21 protein-coding genes are annotated in these 19,589 nt (G+C 67.1%); 7 read left to right on the forward strand and 14 right to left on the reverse strand.

What is annotated here, in order from left to right:
* Nucleotides 1–42 precede the first annotated feature (42 nt).
* Together NET02_RS05165 and NET02_RS05170 are read right to left on the reverse strand one after the other, a co-directional pair.
* The gene (locus NET02_RS05165; RefSeq protein ID WP_284056312.1) at nt 43–606 is read right to left on the reverse strand and encodes a PIN domain-containing protein; all 564 of its coding nucleotides are present in this window, start codon (nt 604–606) and stop codon (nt 43–45) included.
* Between the two features lie 14 nt (nt 607–620).
* Nucleotides 621–1,061: an excisionase family DNA-binding protein gene (locus NET02_RS05170; protein WP_284056313.1), complete on the reverse strand. Its 441-nt coding sequence runs from the start codon at nt 1,059–1,061 to the stop codon at nt 621–623.
* A gap of 344 nt (nt 1,062–1,405) precedes the next feature.
* Between NET02_RS05170 and NET02_RS05175 the strand changes: the two genes are divergently transcribed.
* A complete protein-coding gene (locus tag NET02_RS05175; protein WP_284056314.1) occupies nt 1,406–2,827 on the forward strand; it encodes an aspartate aminotransferase family protein in 1,422 nt (473 codons plus the stop codon).
* A gap of 49 nt (nt 2,828–2,876) precedes the next feature.
* Here the strand turns inward: NET02_RS05175 and NET02_RS05180 are convergent, their stop codons facing one another.
* The 6 genes from NET02_RS05180 to rplU all read right to left on the reverse strand — a co-directional run bounded on the left by NET02_RS05180 (nt 2,877) and on the right by rplU (nt 6,106).
* Nucleotides 2,877–4,064, reverse strand: coding sequence for an MFS transporter (locus tag NET02_RS05180; RefSeq protein WP_284056315.1), 1,188 nt, complete (start codon nt 4,062–4,064; stop codon nt 2,877–2,879).
* Nucleotides 4,065–4,341: 277 nt separating this feature from the next.
* Nucleotides 4,342–4,590 (reverse strand): 4Fe-4S dicluster domain-containing protein, encoded by a 249-nt coding sequence (locus tag NET02_RS05185; protein WP_284056316.1) that lies wholly within the window; start codon nt 4,588–4,590, stop codon nt 4,342–4,344.
* Between the two features lie 149 nt (nt 4,591–4,739).
* Nucleotides 4,740–4,946 (reverse strand): hypothetical protein, encoded by a 207-nt coding sequence (locus NET02_RS05190; protein WP_284056317.1) that lies wholly within the window; start codon nt 4,944–4,946, stop codon nt 4,740–4,742.
* 127 nt (nt 4,947–5,073) lie between these two features.
* The gene (gene rpmE / locus NET02_RS05195; protein WP_284056318.1) at nt 5,074–5,421 is read right to left on the reverse strand and encodes a 50S ribosomal protein L31; all 348 of its coding nucleotides are present in this window, start codon (nt 5,419–5,421) and stop codon (nt 5,074–5,076) included.
* A gap of 6 nt (nt 5,422–5,427) precedes the next feature.
* Nucleotides 5,428–5,715: a 50S ribosomal protein L27 gene (gene rpmA, locus NET02_RS05200; protein WP_284056319.1), complete on the reverse strand. Its 288-nt coding sequence runs from the start codon at nt 5,713–5,715 to the stop codon at nt 5,428–5,430.
* A gap of 79 nt (nt 5,716–5,794) precedes the next feature.
* Nucleotides 5,795–6,106, reverse strand: a complete 312-nt coding sequence (gene rplU / locus NET02_RS05205; protein ID WP_284056320.1) for a 50S ribosomal protein L21 — start codon at nt 6,104–6,106, stop codon at nt 5,795–5,797.
* Nucleotides 6,107–6,328: 222 nt separating this feature from the next.
* On the opposite strand from rplU, the gene NET02_RS05210 reads away from it, so the two are divergent.
* Both NET02_RS05210 and NET02_RS05215 read left to right on the forward strand, forming a co-directional pair.
* Complete coding sequence (locus NET02_RS05210) at nt 6,329–6,562, forward strand: DUF951 domain-containing protein (RefSeq protein ID WP_284056321.1); 234 nt, start codon at nt 6,329–6,331, stop codon at nt 6,560–6,562.
* A gap of 1 nt (nt 6,563) precedes the next feature.
* Nucleotides 6,564–7,886 carry an MFS transporter gene (locus NET02_RS05215; protein ID WP_284056322.1) on the forward strand — a complete coding sequence of 441 codons (1,323 nt, stop codon included), beginning with the start codon at nt 6,564–6,566 and terminating at the stop codon, nt 7,884–7,886.
* Between the two features lie 24 nt (nt 7,887–7,910).
* On the opposite strand, the gene NET02_RS05220 is transcribed toward NET02_RS05215, so the two are convergent.
* The 6 genes from NET02_RS05220 to NET02_RS05245 form a co-directional block, all read right to left on the reverse strand.
* Nucleotides 7,911–8,216, reverse strand: coding sequence for a DUF5808 domain-containing protein (locus NET02_RS05220; RefSeq protein WP_284056323.1), 306 nt, complete (start codon nt 8,214–8,216; stop codon nt 7,911–7,913).
* 64 nt (nt 8,217–8,280) lie between these two features.
* Complete coding sequence (locus NET02_RS05225) at nt 8,281–9,930, reverse strand: amidohydrolase (protein WP_284056324.1); 1,650 nt, start codon at nt 9,928–9,930, stop codon at nt 8,281–8,283.
* Between the two features lie 47 nt (nt 9,931–9,977).
* Nucleotides 9,978–10,679 (reverse strand): protein-L-isoaspartate(D-aspartate) O-methyltransferase, encoded by a 702-nt coding sequence (locus tag NET02_RS05230; RefSeq protein WP_284056325.1) that lies wholly within the window; start codon nt 10,677–10,679, stop codon nt 9,978–9,980.
* A gap of 165 nt (nt 10,680–10,844) precedes the next feature.
* Nucleotides 10,845–11,750 carry a nickel transporter permease gene (gene nikC, locus NET02_RS05235; protein WP_284056326.1) on the reverse strand — a complete coding sequence of 302 codons (906 nt, stop codon included), beginning with the start codon at nt 11,748–11,750 and terminating at the stop codon, nt 10,845–10,847.
* 34 nt (nt 11,751–11,784) lie between these two features.
* Complete coding sequence (locus NET02_RS05240; RefSeq protein ID WP_284056327.1) at nt 11,785–12,801, reverse strand: ABC transporter permease; 1,017 nt, start codon at nt 12,799–12,801, stop codon at nt 11,785–11,787.
* A gap of 71 nt (nt 12,802–12,872) precedes the next feature.
* Nucleotides 12,873–14,615, reverse strand: a complete 1,743-nt coding sequence (locus NET02_RS05245) for an ABC transporter substrate-binding protein (RefSeq protein WP_284056328.1) — start codon at nt 14,613–14,615, stop codon at nt 12,873–12,875.
* A 309-nt stretch (nt 14,616–14,924) separates the two neighbouring features.
* Here NET02_RS05245 and rny point away from each other — a divergent pair, with 309 nt between their 5' ends.
* The 4 genes from rny to NET02_RS05265 all read left to right on the forward strand — a co-directional run bounded on the left by rny (nt 14,925) and on the right by NET02_RS05265 (nt 19,579).
* A complete protein-coding gene (rny, locus tag NET02_RS05250) occupies nt 14,925–16,457 on the forward strand; it encodes a ribonuclease Y (RefSeq protein ID WP_284056329.1) in 1,533 nt (510 codons plus the stop codon).
* Nucleotides 16,458–17,019: 562 nt separating this feature from the next.
* A complete protein-coding gene (locus NET02_RS05255) occupies nt 17,020–17,415 on the forward strand; it encodes a stage V sporulation protein S (protein ID WP_284056330.1) in 396 nt (131 codons plus the stop codon).
* Nucleotides 17,416–17,474: 59 nt separating this feature from the next.
* The gene (locus NET02_RS05260; protein WP_284056331.1) at nt 17,475–18,329 is read left to right on the forward strand and encodes a PHP domain-containing protein; all 855 of its coding nucleotides are present in this window, start codon (nt 17,475–17,477) and stop codon (nt 18,327–18,329) included.
* A gap of 104 nt (nt 18,330–18,433) precedes the next feature.
* On the forward strand, nt 18,434–19,579 hold the full coding sequence (locus NET02_RS05265) for a PIN/TRAM domain-containing protein (RefSeq protein WP_284056332.1): 1,146 nt from the start codon (nt 18,434–18,436) through the stop codon (nt 19,577–19,579).
* Nucleotides 19,580–19,589 lie beyond the last annotated feature (10 nt).

Consider the following 19,589-nt stretch of genomic DNA (forward strand, 5'->3'; position numbering starts at 1 on the left):
GGTTGACTGGAGTGCCTCGAAAGGGGGTGCGCCGCCGCCTGGCTAGCGTGGCAGCCGTCCCCGCCACTCTTGGATCAAACGAACGAAATCCTGAACCTGCGCCTGTAGGCGCGTGAGCACGTCATCGACCGACATCGGTGGAGCAGTAAGAGCCGCTGCCTGTTCCTCGATGACGCGATTCATCGTCTCAGGAGAGTGCCCAAATAGGGAGCAGAGGAACTGATCCGGAGAATACGCCTCGATGCCGTACGGATCCAGTGCGTCTGCGGGGAAGTCACGGAGATTGAATGTCACGATGGCTTGAGCACCTGATGCCACAGCAACCGCGAGCACATGGTGGTCATCCGGTGCGTTCTGCATAAGATCTATTAGGTGTTCATACTGTTCGATTTCGGCTTCGGGGAAGACCTCTCTCATCTTCTCAATGACTTTGCGAGCGCCGTCCTGGCTAGTCATTCCCCGGCTGATCAGTGTGCGTTCTACCTCTGCGAGGATGTGCTTGCTCCAGTACGGTCGATAGAACTCTTCCAGCGCGGCTCGAAGCAAGGTGTCGCGGACTGGGGCAGGGACGAGGACACAGGCATCGAGGACAGCGGAAAGGAGCATCTTGGTAGCTCAACTCAGTACAGACCCATCTCCTGGCTCATTCTTGTGAGCTCGTCCAGTCCCCGGCGTCGTTCCTCGTAACGCCGGCGCTTGTAGTCCATCAGATCGTCAAGGGCAATACGGCGGTGCGTGCCTACCATGCGGTAAGGGATCTCTCCCTTCTGGAGCAGGCGGATGAGATACTGGCGCGAGACGTTCAGTAGATCTGCCGCTTCCTGGGTAGTCAGCTCCTGGTGTACCGGCACAACCGCTACCCCGTCTCCCCTTGCCAGGATGCGAACGATCTCCCGGAAGAGCGCGTTCAGCGATTCAGGCAGCTCGATCTCCTGCCCTTCTGGGCCGACGAGTCTGAATCGCTGTCCCTGCGATCTCCGGTAGAGCCGTTCGATTTCGCCGATCCTCGACCGCTCTCGCTCATCGACACTGATCGCTTCCCGCTCCGACACCGCCGGCATGGCAGTTTCCTTTCTCTAGCTATGGGCGCTACATCCCAGCGTAACATGTAAACGCTACAAATGCAACAGCTTTTTTTAGATTAGATCGTCCGGTCGGCAAGGTTGCAGTGGCCTGCCATCGAACCCCTCTGCCGTTTCTCGATGCGGCGAACGCAGTGGAGACGAGCGGCGGTCGAGCGGTGGAGCCGCTGTTACCCGAGGAATGGGAGAGAGTGCCGATCGCCTCGGCTCCTACGTTGCTCGGAAACCACTTCCCGGCGTGTGGGGGGCGCGCGTATACTGGCATCGACGGGCTCGGCCACCCCCGTGACTGTGTGGCCATCCGGCTTACCGAAGGAGGATGTATGAGTACCTCGGACGACGAGGGTGACGGAGCTTTCACTCGCAGCCAGGCGCTGTTCGAGCGCGTAGCGCGCACGATTGCCGGTGGCGAGAGTTCCTACGCCCGTCTGAAGAAGGGTCTCGAGCTCTGCTTCGACCACGGCGAGGGTTCCCACTTCTGGGACATCGACGGCAACGAGTACATCGACTATAGCCTCGGCTACGGTCCTCTCATCTTCGGCCACCGTCCGAAGAAGATCATCGAAGCGGTCTTCGAGGCGGTGAACCGCTACGGCACGGTCGCGACCTTCCCGTACGACCTCGATGCCGAAGTCGGCGAGCTGATCACTGAGCTGGTCCCTGGGGTCGACCTGCTCCGGTTCGCCAACTCCGGCACTGAGGCGACGATGGCCGCCGCGCGGCTGGCGCGGGCCTATACGGGCCGCAGCAAGATCGTCCAGATGGAGGGCGGCTACCACGGGTGGGCCGATACGCACTTCTGGTCGAGCCACCCCGATGTCTGGCGACCCGAAGTCAGCCCCTATTCGCCCGTTCCTCGGCCGGGCTCGCGCGGCATCCCGGCCTGCTACGGCGAGGCGCTGCTGATCGCCCAGTACAATGACCGCGAGGGGCTCGCGCAGCTCTTCGAGCGCTACGGCGACGACATCGCCGCGGTGCTCGTCGAGCCGGTGCAGTGCAACACCGGCGTCATCCTGCCAGAGCCGGGTTACCTGGAGTTCCTGCGCGAGATCACCCGGGCCTATGGCGCGCTCCTGATCTTCGACGAGGTGATCACCGGCTTTCGCCTCGCCCCGGGTGGCGCGCAGGAGCGGCTGGGCGTCGTCCCGGACATCAGCACCTTCGCCAAGGCGCTAGGCGGCGGCTTCCCGATCGCTGCCTTCGGTGGCTCGTTCGAGGTAATGCAGCTCGAGGCGACTAACCAGGTCATGCACGGTGGCACCTATACCGCCAACGTCGTGGCACTGGCAGCCGCGAGAGCTGTCCTCACCGAGATGAAGACACGCCGCCAGGAAATCTGGTCGGTGCTCGACGGTTACGGCGAGCGACTGCGCGAGGGGCTGGCCGAGGCCTGCCGCTCCGCCGGGCTGCGGTGTCTCGTCCAGGGGATCGGGCCGGTCTGGCACATCTTCTTCGCCAAGCCGGACGCGCCCGACCTCGAGCGGATCCGGAACTACCGCGAAGCCCACGCCTACGCGAGCATCGAGCTCTTCGACCGGTTCCACCGGGCCATGCTCGCGCGCGGAGTGTATTTCCATCCCTACCACTTCGAGCGCTGGTTCGTCTCGGCCGTGCATACCGAGGACGACGTGCGGCGGACGCTCGAGGCAGCCGCCGAGGCTGCTCAGGAGGTGGTTGCCTCGCTGCAGGAGCGGCCGCTCGCTGGAATGGCCGAGCCGGCCATGCCTGGGATCGCGCCTGCCTAGCGCTGGCGTGCGGGCCCCTGCTCCTGCTTGCCGGGAGCAGGGGCTGCCCTTACCGCTCCCCGGAGATGCCGCGCCAGGTTATAAGCCCGCCGCCCACCAGGAACGCGGCGTAGGCGATGGCCAATGCCGGGAAGCCCCAGCGCTCCAGTAGCGCGCCACCGAAGAGGCCGCCGAAGACGTAGCCGAGCTGGACGACCGAGGCGCGTAGCGCCATCATCGTGCCGCGGTGGGCCTCACCCAACCGCAGCCCGAGCGCGCTCGAGGTCGCGCCCCGCACGCCGTGGATCAGACCGTAGCCACAGAGCAGCGCGACGGCCATACCGAGCGGCAGGCGGATCGTGAGCGCCAGCGAGAGGAGCCCCGCGGCCGCGATCGCGCTGCCGAACACCACGACTGGCGCTCGCCAGCGTGCCAATCGGTGGGCGAGTAGGCTCCCGAGGGAGAACGCGAGCGCGACCGCTGCCAGCAAGGGGCTAGCCTGGCCCGCGCTCAACTGGAAGACCTGGATGTAGTAGGCGCCGAGGAACGTCAGGCTGCCGGCCCAGCCTGAGTAGATGAGGAGCTCGGCCAGCACCCAGAACCGCGCCGCGCGGTCAGCGAGCGCCTGGCGAACGGCTCGCGACGTCGTGATACCGGAACGCGGCCGGCGATCCTGGTACCTGCCTGGCGGTAGCCGCCAGGCGAGCGCCAGGCCGGCGATGCTGAACAGGAACGGGACGCCGAGATAGCTCCAGCGCCAGCCCCAGGTGTCAGCCAGCAAGCCGATCAGCGGCAGGCCGATGACCCAGGCCAGCGGCTGCCCCGTCGTGACCAATCCCACCGCCCAGGCGCGCCGTTCGGGTGGCACGTAGTCGCCGATCGCTGCTAGGCCGGTGGAGAGCAGCGCCGCGATCCCCAGCCCGCTGAGCGCCTGGATGACGAGCAGCCAGCCGAATCCCGGCGCCAGGGCACTGGCGAGCGCCGAGATCCCGACGACCACGAGTCCGGCGAGTATCACCGGCTTCCGCCCAGCGCGGTCGGAGAGCGCGCCCAGCCAGGGAGCCGCCAGGCCCGAGACGAGCGCGCCGGCGGTGCGGAGCTGCCCTGCCAGGCCGACAGGAACCTGGAACGTGGACGCGATCTCAACGACCAGCGGGCTGATGATCACGACCCCGGTTTGATTGACGACCATGACGACCACGAGTGTGGCCAGCACGCGCCGGAGCTGGGACTCGGAGACCGTGAGCTGCCTCTCCACCGGTCGTTCCCACCTATCCCGGTGGCGGATCTCCGGCGCCGGCCGTCTCATGGAGCTGTTGTCGGTGACCCTGCTCGGAGTATCTGGTGAGGCATGCCCCTCCGAGCCAGGGGAAGCGACCGCCTTACCGGCGCTGGGCCTGGCCAGGCAACGTTCCGGTGTGGGCTTCGATGCACGCGTTTCCGGTGTGCGTAAGCGGGAGCGAGCCGCGCGACGTCCTTCGAGTGGGACGCGCGGCCGGGTAGCGCGAGGGGAGGTATACCCCCCTCACCGCTGCTCAACCGCGGTTCTCGAAGTACTCGCGGTTCTTGATCAGGTACGATGCCCACTTCTCCGGCAGGTCGTCTTCGAAGAAGATGGCCTCGACCGGGCAGACCTCGGCGCAGACGCCGCAGTCGATGCACTCGTTGGGGTCGATGAAGTACTGGTCGGCCTCGTCGTCCGAGTGAATGCAGTCAACCGGACAGACCTCCACGCAGGAGGCATCCTTCACCCCGATGCAGGGTTCGGCAATGACATAGGTCATGGGCCGATGTCCTTTCCACCACCATCCCGGCCAGCGACCACCTGAGCAAGTTTACTCACCGAAGGGTAGCATCGGCTACGGCATCCTGCACAAACGGTGAGGGCGCCGGGCTGTTCGGCGCCCTCGACGATCGATATCTGTTTCTGGTGCTAGCGGGGGATCTCGCCGCGAGCGTAGAGCCACTTGACGAAGCGAAGCCGGTGCCACTGCCTCCGCGAGTCCATGTACTCGATGTAGGGGTACATGTCTCGCAGCTCACGTAGCCGGGCGATCTGCTCCTTAGTGAACCCGGCCTGCTCCAGCGACCATTCGGCCTGGTCTTCTGGGCGCGGCGACACAGACTTCGGTCCGGTCACGGCTCTCTCCTCCCTGTGATCGCGCCCCTGGGCGGGAGCCGGTGCCAGTAGACCGGGCTGGCTTCCTGCTCCACCTCCAGTATAGCGCATCGCGCTCATGCGCGCTGGGAGCAGGGCGAGCGCGATCTCAGGACTGCTCCTCGTTGCTCTCTTCGTCGGTCGCGCCGCGCTCAGTCTCGCTCACCAGAAGCTGCGACTCCTGCTCGACGAGCTGAGCTCGCTGCTCCAGTCGCCGGCGACGCCGCTCCGCCTTCTTCTTGCGCGGCGCCTCCTGCGCCCGCTCCAGTCGCCGCATGAACCGCTCGACCTGGCCAGCCGTGTCGACGATACGCTGCTCACCGGTGAAGAACGGGTGGCAGCGTGGGCACAGGTCGATCCGGAGCATCGGCTTGGTCGAGCCGGTTGTCCAGGTGTTCCCGCAGGAGCAGATCACCGTCGCCTGCGGGTAGTACTGCGGGTGAATCCCCTTCTTCATCAGCCATCAACTCCCCGATGCCGCCGGCTGCGGCACGACACGCTCGGGATAGACGCTGACCCGTCGCTTGTCGCGGCTGATCGGCTCGAACTTGACGTAGCCGTCGATCAGCGCGAAGAGCGTGAAGTCGCGCCCCATGCCGACGTTGTTGCCCGGCCGGATCCGGGTGCCGTGCTGGCGCACCAGGATGTTACCGGCACGGACGAAGTGTCCATCGTAGCGCTTGACGCCCAGCCGCTTTGACTGGCTATCGCGCCCGTTGCGCGAGCTGCCGGCGCCCTTCTTGTGAGCCATCTTCCGCCTCCGTTCGCTGCGGCCGCGCGGCTCGATCGATGCGGCCGGCTATGATCTCGGATCTATCACCCCGCGATGGTCAGGCGACGATCTCCTTGATCGTCAACCGGGTGAGCTTCTGCCGGTGGCCGGTCTTCCGGCGATAGCGCTTCTTCGGCTTCATCTTGAAGACGATCAGCTTCGGCCCCTTGACCTGGTCGACGACCTCCGCCACCACCTTCGCGCCCTCAACCAGGGGCCGGCCGATCAGCACCTCGCCGTCCCGGACGACCATCAGGACGCGATCGAGCGCGACCTCGCCACCCGGCTCGGCATCCAGCCGCTCGACGTCGATCGTGTCGCCGACTGCGACCCGGTACTGCTTGCCTCCGGTCTGCACGACCGCGTACACGACTGTCTCCTTCTTCCTGAGGACAGGAGCACGCAAAAAGGTGGACGCGTGCGTCCACGAGCCTCAAGCCTACCAAGTACGGGCCTCCTTGTCAACGCTGGCTGAGCCGAGACAGACACGCCACCACCCTTCGTGTTTTACCTGACCGGTGCGTAAACCGGAGCGCCTCGGGGAGGCTGGCTGCTATACTCGACTGGCTGGTCGGTTGACGAGGACCGCCCGATGAGCGACGAGGTACGTGTGAACGACGTGGTACGCCTGCGAAAACCACACCCGTGCGGATCGACCGATTGGGTCGTCGTCCGCACCGGTGCGGATATCGGTCTGCGGTGCCTCGGCTGCGGCCGCCGCATCCTGATCCCTCGCCCGACCTTCCGCAAGCGGTTGAAGGTGATTGTTCGTCGCTATGAGCCTCCCACTGCGCAAGCGCCTTCCGCCGATGCTCCCACGAGCTGAGATGCAGGCGGTCGAGCCACCCCGAGAACTCGATGGCCCGCCCGGCAACCCGCTCGATCTCCTCCGTCACCGGCCGTTCCTCCTCCTCTGGCTCGTCCAGACCCTCTCGCAGACCGGTCAGAACATGGTGAACTTCTCGCTGCTCATCCTGGTCCGGGGTATCGTCGAGCGGCACGCGATCGGGCAGCTCAATACCGCCATCGGCCTGACCGTGCTCAGCTTTACGCTCCCGGCTGTCCTCTTCAGCCCGCTGGCCGGCGTCGTCGCCGACCGGTTCAACCGCCGTACCATCCTGGTGCTGACGAACGCGCTGCGCGGCGTGGCGGTAGGCGGGCTGCTGCTGATCGAGGCGCGCTGGTCGGCGTATCTCGCCCTGGCGGTCCTCTACGCGATCACCTTCGTCTCAGGCGCGGTCGGCCAGTTCTTCGGCCCGGCCCTGGCTTCCACCCTGCCCGATGTCGCGCCGCGACGCCAGATCATCCAGGCGAATGCCCTGTTCAACCTCACGTTCACCGCTTCGCAGCTCGTCGGGTTCGCCGCCGCCGGGCCGCTGCTGGTCAAGCTCTTCGGCATTCACACCGTACTGAGCGGCATCATCGTCATCTTCGCGCTCTGCGCCCTGGTCAGCCTGGCCCTGCCGCCGAGCTGTCCCCCGGCGCGCGCGTTTCCCAACGCCCGGAGGCTGGTGGCACAGGTTCTCGGCGAGATCCGCGAAGGCGTCCACTTCATTCTCGCCTCGCCGCACCTGGCCAAAGCGATCGCGTACCTGACCATCGCAATGGCGACGTACCTGATGGTAGCGGTGCTCGGCCCCGGCTACGTGACCGTGGTGCTGGGGCTGCCGGCCGAGGATATCGCCTATCTGGTGGCGCCTGCCGGCATTGGGGTCGTGCTGGGGACGGTCCTGGTGCCGCATGTGGCCGGCCGGCTCGGCAGCGTGCGCACGACCGACTGCGCGCTGGCACTCGGCGGGGCGCTACTGCTGGGGCTCGCCCTGGTCGGCTGGAGCGCTGAAGGCGGGCCGAACGGGGTGGGCTCCGCCGAGACCCTGGTGGCGGCCGGGTTGACCGGGCTGCTGGGGATCGTCAACGGCATGATCCTGGCACCGGGCCAGTCGCTCCTGCAGGCGGGCTCGCCCGAGCATGTCCGCGGCCGCGTCTATGCCACCTTCTTCACCGTCTCCAACAGCGTGGCGTTCGTCCCGGTCTTCTTCTCCGGAGCTCTGGCCGACCTCTTCGGCATCAGCGAAGTGCTCGGCGGGATCGGTCTGCTGCTCCTCGTGATCGGTTGCTGGCAGCTCCTGGCCGGTCTGCGCCGCGGCTGAAACCGCTCTGGTGCTGGCGCGGGCTCACCCGCGGCGCTCGGAGAGCTCGGCCCGCACCCGCTCGACCAGCGGTAACAGGTAGTGCCGAAGCTGATACAGGTTGATCGTCCAGCCGACTCCCCAGACGTGTGGCGTGAAGATCCGCGGGTCGTCCGGGTTCCAGAGCCGTTCCCGGAGACGCTCGACCGTCGGTGGGCGGAAGTCGTACGGGACGAAGCCGATCCTCCCATGCCACGTACGCTCCGCGGCCGGCCGTCGAAGCTGGTCGTAAATCGCGGCCCCAACCAGGACGAGCACCGCCCAGCGCAGCAGCCTGCTCAGCCCTCGCATCGCTCTCTCCCTGTGTCGCTTCCGGCGAACGCCTGGCGGTCTGGCGTCTGGATCTCGCCCTCCATTACGCCGGGCTTGCCTCGTAGACCCAAGCGCCGCCGAGCATCGTACGGAGGACCCGTGTCTCCTTCAAGGATTGCTCATCGACCGCCAGCGGATCACGGTCGACCACGATCAGGTCGGCCAGCTTCCCCGGCTCGATCGAGCCCCGCACTCCTTCCTGGCCGAGCGCGTAGGCGCCGCCGACCGTGTAGCTGCGCAGCGCCTCCTTCCGGCTGATCCGCTCGCTTTGGTCGAGCTCGCGGCCCAGCACGGTCCGCCGGGTGACAGCCGCGTAGATGCCGACGAAGGGGTTGAAGTCGGTGATCGGCGCGTCCGAGGTTCCGGCGAGCGGGACGCCGGCCGACAGGTAGGTCGCCATCGGCATAGCGCGCGCCGCCCGCTCTAGACCTAGGCTCGCGATAAAGCTGTCGCCGAGGTGCAGCAGGAACGGGGTGCTGACCAGAGCCGGGATGCGGTGCTTGGCCATCGACTGCACGGCCTCCTGGCTGGGGAAATAGGCATGATGTACCCGGTGCCGGAGCCGCGGGTTCGGTGCCGCCGCTTGCGCCTCGATGTAGGCCTTGACGGCCAGATCCTGGGCTGCCGTCCCGCAGGTATGGGTGTCGATCGACCATCCGCGCTCGTGCACCCAGCGAACCAGCCGTGGATATTCCTCCGGATCGACCACCCACTGGCCGATATTGTCCGGCTCGTCGAGGTACGGCTCGTAGAAGCGAGCCGTCCGGTCGCCGACTCCCCCGTCGAGCAGGAACTTGACACCGGCCAGCCGCAGCAGATCATCGCCGAAGCCGCCGTAGACCGGCATCGCGGCGATCCAGCCTTCGAGTTCCGGCTCGCGCTCCGCGGGCACGTAGCCCCAGGCCCCGAGCAGGAGGTCGGCGCGCACGGTCAACTGGCCGTCGTCCCGCAACCGCTGGTAGGCGCGGATCTCTGGGACGTCGAGCCCTGGCTCGGCGACGCCGACGAGGCCGGCGGCGTTATAGGCACGGCAACCGTACCGCAGCGCCTCCGCGAGCTGTGCCTCTGACGGCTCAGGGATGGCGTCCAGGACGAGCTCTTTCGCGCGGTCCCAGAAGAGGCCGGTCGGTTCTCCCGTCTCGGGGTCGCGCTCGAAGCCGCCGGCGTAGCGCGTATCGGCCGGGGGATCAGGGGTTGCCCGCGTGATGCCGGCCATCGCGAGCGCCGCGCTGTTCGCGACGAGCTTATTCCAGACTCGGTGGAGCACGACTGGGTGGTCGGGGGCAGCACGATCGAGCTCCCAGCGCGTCGGGTGGCGCCGCTCGGCCAGCAGTGCCTCGTCCCAGCCTCGCCCGACGATCCACTGGCCGGGTGGAGTCTGGGCTGCTCGCTGGCGTACCCGGTCGAGGATCTCCGGGATCGAGCGGCAATCGTAGAGCTGGACTTCTCGCAGCACGAGGCTAGTGGAGAGCAGGTGCGTGTGCGCGTCGATCAGACCGGGGAGGACGACCGCGCCGGCAAGATCCTCGATCTGGGTGCCAGCCTCGGCGAGTTCCCGCATCTCGCTGGTAGTCCCCACTGCGACGAACCGGCCGTCGCGGATCGCGACCGCCTCAGCGACCTGAAACTGGGCGTCGAGCGTGTATATCCGAGCGTTGAGCAAAACCCGGTCGACCCGCGGCACCCACACCATTGCCTTGCCCCCTTCCCTGCTTGCCTGCCGCGCACTATCGTACCGGCTCAGACGTCCGGCGTGGAGCCTGGAGAAGTGCGCTCACCGTCCTCTCCGGGACCGTCCTCCCCTTCGACTAGCGGGACGAAGCGCACCGGGCCCAGGTCGATCTGGTGCAGGGTTCCACCGCGACGCTCGAACAGGTAGAGCTCCTGGTGCTCGCTGTCGCCGATCGGGATGACGAGCCGGGCTCCGTCGGCGGGGCTGAGCTGCTCCAGCAGAGCCGGCGGAACCCGGGTGGCCGCGGCTGTCACGATGATCCGATCGTACGGCGCTCCGGCTGGCCAACCTTTCGACCCATCACCGACGTGGACTTCGGCGTTCTGGTAGCCTAACTGGCGGAGTCGCTCGGCTGCGCTCTGTGCCAGAAGTGGATCGCGCTCGATACTGATCACTGACCTGGCCAGTTCGGCCAGGATGGCTGCCTGGTAGCCTGAGCCGGTGCCGATCTCCAGCACCCGCTCGTCACCGTCGAGCTGGAGCGCCTGGGTCATCAGCCCCACGATCAACGGCTGCGAGATGGTCTGCCCGGCTCCGATCGGCAGTGGACGGTTCTCCCAGGCCCGCTCGCGTAGCTCCAGTGGGACGAACCGTTCACGGGGCACTTTAGCGATCGCCAGGAGGACGCGCTGGTCGCGCACGCCGTTCCGGTGCAGCTCGCGCAGCAAGTCCTTGATCTGGCGAGTTCGAGGTGATTCACGAGCATTCATCGGGGAGGACCTTTCACGCAGGTTGCCTCTCGAGGTCGCTGCTGGCGAGCCGGTAGAGGGCGCGAGGGAGCGACGTCGCAGCGCAGCCAACCAGCGATCGGGCACTCGCCTGCCGGCCCGCGCCGCTGCCTGGACTGAACCAGCAGGGTTGAGGGTACTACGGGATCAGGCCCAGCGGCCACGGCGACGCGGGTCGAGCGCGTCGCGCAGCCCGTCGCCGAGGAAGTTGAGTGCCATGACCACGCTGAAGATCGCTAGCCCGGGGAAGGTGGCCATCCACCACTGGCTGAAGCGCCGCTGCCCTTCGCGGATCATCGCTCCCCACTCGGGATCTGGGGGAACCGCCCCTAACCCGATGAACGAGAGCCCGGCGGTGAGCACGATCGCGGCGCCGACGTCGAGCGTCGCCTTGACGACGATAGGCGCTTGGGTATTGGGCAGGATATGCCGGATCAGGAGCCTGCTGCGCCTGGCTCCTAGGGCCTCGGCTGCGGTCACGTACTCGTGCGCCTTCACGGCGAGCACCTGTCCCCGCATGAGCCGGGCGTACTCCGGCCAGAGAACCACGACGATCGCGATCAACGCGTTTTTGAGCCCCGGCCCCAGTGCTGCGGCGATGGCCATCGCTAGCACGATCGAGGGGAACGCCAGCACCATATCGGCGACCCGCATCAGCGCGTTGTCGATCCAGCCACCGGCATAGCCGGCCACCGCGCCGACGATGCAGCCGATCAGCAGGGCTGCCAGCACGGTCAGAAAGCCGGCCGGGATCGAGTAGCGCGAGCCGAAGAGCACGCGCTTGAACACGTCGCGCCCCAGATCGTCGGTACCGAACCAGTGGCTCGCGCTCGGGGGCGACAGCCGGTTGCTCACGTCGGTCTTCAACGGGTCGAAGGGCACGATGAACGAGACGGTAAAAGCGACGAGGATCCAGAACACGAGGATTCCGAGGCCGGCCATCGCCGCGCGGTTACGCGCGAGCTCCCGCGCGGCTTGCCCGAGCGGCGACTCCCAGAAGGGGCGGCGCGCTGCCAGTGGCGTGGTCGATACCCTGGTCGTCGTCGCGGTCATCCGGTGTCCGTCCTCAATCGCCTGCCCCTGCCTGTCAGCCGACCCGGATCCGGGGGTCGAGAATCCCGTAGAGGATATCGGTGATCAGGTTGACGATGACGTAGACGACGGCGATCAGCAGTGTCACGCCCAGGATCGCTGGCAGGTCGAGCTTGGTCGCGGCGTCTACCGCGTAGCGGCCGATGCCGGGCCAGGAGAAGATCGTCTCGGTCAGCACGGCACCGGCTAGCAGGCTGCCGAAGGTGAGCCCGACGACGGTCACGGTGGGGATCAGCGCGTTGCGCAGCGCGTGGCCGATCACGACGCGCTGCTCGGCGAGCCCCTTGGCCCTGGCGGTTCGGATGTAGTCGAGGCTGAGCACCTCCAGCAGCGAGGAGCGCGTCATCCGGGCGATGATCCCCATGGCGTAGCTGCCGAGGACGATGCCGGGCAGGATCAGGTGGTAGAGCGTGTTGAGGAAGACGTCGAACTGGCCAGCCAGGAGGCTGTCGATCGTATAGAAGCCGGTGCGAGTCGGCGGGGCGACGAGCCGCGTGTCGATTCGCCCTGGCCCGGGCAGGAGGCCGAGATTGGCATAGAAGACCTGCAGGGCCAGGAGCCCGAGCCAGAAGACCGGCAGCGAGACGCCGACCAGCGCGATCAGCCGCGCGAGGTGATCAGCCAGCCGGTTGCTCCAGACAGCCGAGACCACGCCCAGCGCTATGCCGACAGTCACCGCGTAGAGCATCGCCGCGGCCGCGAGCTCGATCGTGGCTGGGAAGAACAGCCGGAGATCCGTCCCGACCGGCCGGCGCGTGGTGTACGACTCGCCGAGGTCACCGTGGAGCAGGTTGCGCAGGTAGATCAGGTACTGCTCGTGCAGTGGCCGGTCGAGCCCCCAGCGCTCCCGGTACATCTGCACCGTCTCGGGGTTGTTCCAGGCCCGCTCGGGAAGGACTGCAGTCAGGGGATCGGCCGGGACGAGGTGCGACACGACGAACGTGACCAGCGTAATCCCGATCAGCAGCGGGATCGAGAGCAGGATGCGCTTGGCGACGAACTGCAGGAGCACCGCAGTTCTCCCTGGCACGCGAGCAGGAGGCTGGAGCGAGTCCTACCAAGCTCGCCCCAGCCCTCACCCGTTCACGATGTCTTTCGGAGCTGCGCAACGTCGACCTGGGTTACCGGGTTGAAGACATACCCCTCGACCGACTTCGCCACAGCCACCTGAGCCTTCGGCTGGTACAGGCAGATGAACGGTGCGTCCTCGTTGAGCAGGCGCTGGCCCTCGGCGTACAGCCGGGCGCGCTCCGCCGGGTCGGCCACGCGGACGGCCTGCTGGAACAGCTCCGCGACTTCCTGGTTCTCGTAAGCGACGCGGCGGGCCGCTGCCTCACCAGGCACGCCGAAGGGGATGGCCCACCCGTGGGAGTCGAGGAAGTCGGGTGTCCAGCCGGAGATCGTGCACTGGAGCTTGCCGGCCCGGTAGTCGGCCAGCCGAACATCGGGTGCCCGCGGGTCGAGCGTGACGCGTACCCCGATCTGGCTGAGGTCATCTGCGATCTTGCTCGCCAGCACTTCGGAGGAGACGCCGCCGACTTCGGTTCCGCCACTGTTATACGTCAGGGTGAGGTCGAAGCCGTCGGCTAGCCCCGCCTCGGCGAGCAGGGCCTTCGCCCTCTCGACGTCCTGCACGTACTTGTATTGCTCAGCCTCGGCCACGCCGACGAGCCCGGCAGGGATCACCGAGGGCGGGCGCACCGCGGCACCGCGCAGGATCTGCTCGATGATGCCGTCGTAGTCGATCGCGTAGGCCAGCGCCTGCCGCACGCGCCGGTCAGCCAGCTCCTTGCCCACGTCCTGGCCGGTATGCATGGCGAAGTACTCGGTGTCGAGCGTGTCGCCACGGACGATGTTGACGGTTCCCGCCTGTTCCAGCTCAGCGATGATATCGGCATCGAGGTTGTGGGCGGCATCGATGTCGCCGCTCTCCAGAAGTTGCCGCTGGGTCGTCGGATCGGCGACATGGCGGATGATCACGCGCTCGAGTGCCGGAGGGTCACCCCAGTAATCGGGGTTGCGCTCCATCACGATCTCGGTCTCCGGCACCCAGCTCCTGAGGATGAAGGGGCCGCTGCCCGCTGAGTTCTGGTTCAGCCATTCAGTGGCCGTATCGGACTGATCGGCGCCTGGCTGGTCGGTTCCACCGTGCTCTTTGACGACCTGGCTGTCGAGCACGGAGAAGTTGGGGGAGACCAGCATCGCCAGGAACGCGGCGTTGGGCTCGCTCAGCGTAATCGTGAGCGTATGGTCGTCGGCAGCATCCATCGAGCTGATGACTTCGGCCATCCAGGACGGGTTGTCCTTCAGCTCGCGCAGCCGGTTGAAGCTGAAAATCACGTCGGATGCGGTCAACCGGTTCCCGGAGGCGAACGTCACGTCGTCGCGGAGCATGAAGGTATACGTGGTGACGTCCTCGCTGATCTCCCACTCCCGGGCAAGCTGGGGGACGACGGTCTTGATGTCCGGCGGCTCGATGGTCACCAGCCGCTCGTAGCAGGCGCCGACGACGATCGGCGAGGTCAGCTCGTATTGCCGCGACGGATCCAGGGTGACCGTGTCGGTCAGGCGAGCGATGACGAAGGTGCCGCCGGTGGCCGGCGCGGCCGTTGCGGTCGCCTGAGCCGCTGGGGCGGTCGTGGGAGTCGGTTGCTCGCCGGCCGGGGCGGCCGTGGGCGACGTCTCGGCACCGCCGCAGGCGGCCAGCAGGCTGCCCGTCGCCAGCAACCCTCCGCCCATCGCCGCCAGGCGCAGGAGCCGGCGGCGGTGCATCCTCGTCTTCAGTGCCGATGCTGTCGTGAGAGACGATTCCGCTCGGGGAAACATGGTCGCCTGCCTCCTCCTCGAACCCGGCCTGGTGCCCAGTGCCGGGCGATACTGTCATCAGATCATATAGCACAAATCGTCCTCGCGCTCGACTCCCCGAGAGGAGATCAATGCCCGTGCAACCCCGCGAGGACGGCATGAGGCAAGTCTATTTGCATGAGGCAAATATTCGCGTTGACCGTGAAGAAGCGCAGTCGGTATGCTTAGAGGGGCAAACGCTCCTACCCATCGCCATTGGGTCGCTACAGTCCAGGCGGTGGCGACCTGCATGGACCTTACCAACCGACATGTCTAGGGAGTGACAACGCTATGGAGATCCTGGTGCCTATCATCCTGACCGCGGTGGCGACTGCCATCGTGGCAGGCGCGGCGACCTACCTGTACTTGCGCCATTCGGCTCGCTCGCGGCTGCGAGCGACCGCCGACGAGGTGAAGCGGCTCATCGAAGATGCCGAGGCGCGCCAGCGCGAGATCCTGCTGGAGGCGAAGGATGCGGCGATCAAGCTCCGCGATGAGCTCGAGCAGGAGTACCAGCAGCGCCGGCGAGAGGTCGAGCGTATCGAACGACGGCTCCAGAACAAAGAGGAGCAGCTCGACCGGCGTATCGAGGCGCTGGAGCGACGCGAGCGCAAGCTCCAGGCGCGCGAGAAGGAGATCGAAGACCAGATCGAGCAACTCAACAAGCTCGCGGAGGAGCGCCAGCTCGAGCTCCAGCGCGTCGCTGCGCTGTCGGTGGAGGAAGCCCGCAACCTGGTGATCCAGCAGGTCATGGAGGAGGCGCGCGAGTTCATCAACCGCCAGGTGCGTGAACTGGAGCAGCAGGCTCGCGAGGAGGCCCGCCAGCGCGCGCAGCTGATCCTGGCCACGACGATCCAGCGCATCGCCTCCGAGTACGTCGCCGAGAACACGGTCTCGGTCGTCCCGCTGCCGAGCGACGACATGAAGGGGCGGATCATCGGCCGCGAGGGGCGCAACATCCGTGCCCTGGAGCAAGCTACCGGCGTCGACCTGATCGTCGACGATACGCCGGAGGCGGTGACCGTCTCGTCGTTCGACCCGGTGCGCCGGGAGATCGCTCGGCGAGCGCTGCTCCGCTTGATCCAGGATGGCCGGATCCATCCGGCCCGGATCGAAGAGGTCGTCGAGAAGACACGCCTGGAGGTCGAACAGATCATTATCGAGGAGGGGGAGCGGGCCGCGCTGGAGGCGAACGTCCAGGGACTACACCCCGACCTGATCAAGCTCCTGGGCCGGCTGCGCTTCCGCACGAGTTACGGCCAGAACGTGCTCCAGCACTCCATCGAAGTGTCGATGATCGCTGGGGCGCTGGCTGCTGAGCTCGGTGCCGACGTCAACGTCGCGAAGACGGCTGGCTTGCTGCACGACATCGGGAAGGCTGTCGACCACGAGGTCGAAGGTCCCCATGCCTTGATCGGCGCCGATATTGCCCGCCGTCTCGGGCGATCCGCCAAGATCGTGCACGCGATCGCCGCGCATCACGGCGAGGAGGAGCCCAAGACGGTCGAGGCCTTCATCGTCGCGGCGGCTGATGCAATCAGCGGTGCCCGGCCTGGGGCGCGCCGCGAGATGCTGGAGGCGTACATCAAGCGCCTCGAAGCGCTGGAGAGCGTCGCCACCTCGTTCAAGGGGGTGCAGAAGGCCTACGCGATTCAGGCGGGCCGTGAGGTGCGAATTCTGGTCAAGCCCGAGGCGATCGATGACCTCGGTGCGATGCGGCTGGCGCGGGATGTGGTGAAGAAGATCCAGGAGACGCTCGACTATCCTGGTCAGATCAAGGTGACAGTCATTCGCGAGACCAGGGCGGTCGAGTATGCCCGATGAGCGCGCAAGACAGGTGACGAGCGGCCGGGTTGTACCCCGGCCGCTCGCGCTTTTTCAGTGGTCTTGAGCCGCCCTGGAGCTGTCCGCTGGCCTGGGGTAGCCGATCCCGTGTTCCCGCTATTGACAGCGGTAGGGCGGCTGGGTGCTCCTCTCTGCCAGCCGGCCGGGATCCTCTCGCCACTCAGGGGGCGGCCGGTGCGTGTGCCGGCCTGTTGCCATCTCCGGACGCAGCTAGGCGTGGCCCCGGTGCCCCGAGGTCACCTGCCCAGGCCAGCCCCGAACGCGCAAGGTTGCTCAAGCCTCAGCATCGCCCCGTGTTGACGTGCTTGTACGTTCTGTGGTACCAGTTCTGGCCAGGCGGCGCCAGGCACGAGCCGTGCCTGGCGATCCCATAGGCGACGGGGCGTCGCTTGTGAGGGTAAGGCGCCGCCGTGGGCGTGGTCAGTCGACGGTACTGGAGAGGAGTGGGCCCCCGGAGAGACTGACGGAGTCGCACTGCTCGCGCTGAGAGACAGGCTTGTGCGTTTTGCGTGGCAGGACCAAGCGTAAGTGGAGGGGTAGGATGGATCGCTTCTTCAGCAAGCTCGACCTGCGGGACATCAAGATCGACCCCGAGGCAAGCTTCCCGCCGGACGAGGAAGGCTATGCCCAAACGGCTCAGGCGCCGGCTCAGGAACGCCAGGCACCTGCCCGTCGCAGTGAGGTCCTGAAGGTCTCCGCTCGCTCGCGCCCGAGCGCCGTGGCCGGCGCGATCGCCGGTGTGGTCCGCGAGTGTGGGCGAGCCGAGGTACAGGCCATCGGCGCCGGCGCTGCGAACCAGGCGGTCAAGGCAGTCGCCATTGCCCGCGACTACCTGGCTGAGACCGGGATCGACGCGGTCTGCCTGCCCTCCTTCATCAACGTCACGATCGGCGACGAGGATCGCACCGCGCTCCGGCTGATCGTCGAACCGCGGTAACTACCTGAGCGGGCAGTACTCTCTGCACGAGGTGCTGTCCCGCGCAACTTGGACGCCGTATGGACGAAGCCGCGCATCGACGCCAGCGCGTCGACCTGCATACCCATACGACAGCGTCTGATGGCCGGTTACGCCCCGCTGAGCTGATCGCTCTGGCCGCGCAGCGGGGCGTCGCTGTGCTCAGCGTAACCGACCACGATACCACCGCGGGGATCGATGAGGCGGTCGCCGCTGGTCAGGCCGCCGGCGTCGAGATCGTCCCGGGAATCGAGCTGAGCACGGCCGTCGAAGCCGGCGAGGTCCATATCCTCGGCTACTTCATCGACTCCCACGACCAGGGGCTCCAGGAGGCGCTGCGCTCCTTCCAGGAGCGGCGGCTGGAGCGGGCGCGGGCCATGGTCTCGCGCTTGCAGGCGCTCGGGCTCCAGATCGACTTCGACGAGGTGCGCGCCCTGGCGGGTGAGGGAACGATCAGCCGGGCGCATCTCGCCCGGCTGCTCACCGAACGGGGCTACACCTCCTCCATCGACGAGGCGTTCGCCCGCTACCTCGCGCGTGGCAGGCCAGCCTACGTCCCACATGAGCGCCCCTCGCCAGCGGAAGCGGTCCAGGTGGTGCGAGCCGCCGGTGGGGCTGCGGTGCTGGCGCATCCCTACACGGCAAGCGATCTTGCGCGTCTCTTGCCGGAGCTGATCGCAGCCGGGTTGGCCGGCCTGGAGGCCTGGTACGGAGAGTATTCAGAGGACCAGCGGCGGTCGCTGGCGGAGCTCGCGGAGGCGCACGGTCTGATCGCAACGGGGGGAAGCGACTACCACGGCGAGGGCTTCCGTAAGGGACGCGAGCTCGGCGGGGTCGACGTGCCGCTGGAGGCGGTTGAGCGGCTACGCCGCGCCGCGGGTCGAACGGGCCGTTGAATGGCCTCATCTGCCGTGCTACACTGCCCGTTGCCGCTACGGCGCTGCAGCGGGCCTCCCATGTGCACGAGACCAGAGTACGCGCTGGCCTGAAGAGGTATGAAGTGACACGGTTTCCCGAGATCTCGGGGCAGCAGCCCACGCTCGAGCAGCGAACCAACCAGGACGCGCGGAGTCGAGGACTCGATCGACGGGCGCGGATGGAGCGGGCGAACTCACCGATCGGCCGATTGCTGCGCTACACCGGCTTGCTGATCGGAGTCCTGCTCGGCTGGCAGGTTGGGTTGTACTTCGCCATGACGACCGAGGCGGGGCAGATCTACCCCGTCTTCGTCGCGGCCCTGCTCGGCGCGCTCGGCTTCCTCGTCACCCCGTACGCTGTCTTCGGGCTGATCGACATGCTCCATGTCCAGATTCGCCGCCTGACTCTGGAAGATCTGACGGCGGTGACGGTCGGTCTGCTCATCGGCGGCGTGCTCTCGGCCCTGCTGGCCTGGCCGCTCTCCTTCCTGCCACGGCCGGCAGGCCAGATCATCCCCGCTGTCGTCGCGGTCCTTCTCACGCTGGGATCGGCGACGGCGATGCTGGCGAAGCGAGACGAGCTCTTCGCCGCGCTGCGGCGGGGGCAGGACTCAGCACCGGTCGCGCCGGTGGTTCTCGATACCAGCGCGATCATCGATGGCCGGGTACGGGAGATCGCTCGCTCGGGCTTCCTCGAGGGCCAGCTCGTGGTGCCGCAGTTCGCCCTGCACGAGCTCCAGCAGCTCGCCGAGGGGACCGATCCCGGCAAGCAGGCGCGCGGGCGGCGTGGGCTGGAGCTGCTGCGCCAGCTTCGCCAGGATCCGCATATCGATCTCGTGGTGTGTGATCTCGACCCACCGGGGACGGATGACGTCGATCAGAAGCTGCTGCGGACGACCCAGGAGCTAGGGGGACGGCTGCTGACTTGCGACCAGAACCTGGCGCAGATCGCGATGCTCTCCGGCATCACGGTCCTGAACCCGAACACGCTGGAGCGGGCGTTGCGCCCCCCGATTCACCCTGGAGACGAGTTCCAGATCCGGGTCGTTGGGGAGGGGCGCGAGCCCGGGCAGGGCGTCGGCTACCTCGAGGACGGCACGATGGTCGTCATCGAGGCCGGCCAGCCGTACGTGGGGCAGGAGATCAACGTCACCGTCACGCGTACCCTGCAGACTGCGGCTGGGCGGATGGTCTTCGCCCAGGCCAGACGATCCGGACAGGCGGCATGAGGTGCGGCGC

The sequence above is a fragment of the Thermalbibacter longus genome, assembly GCF_023806485.1.
Classification (GTDB): Bacteria; Chloroflexota; Chloroflexia; order Thermomicrobiales; family Thermomicrobiaceae; genus Thermalbibacter; species Thermalbibacter longus.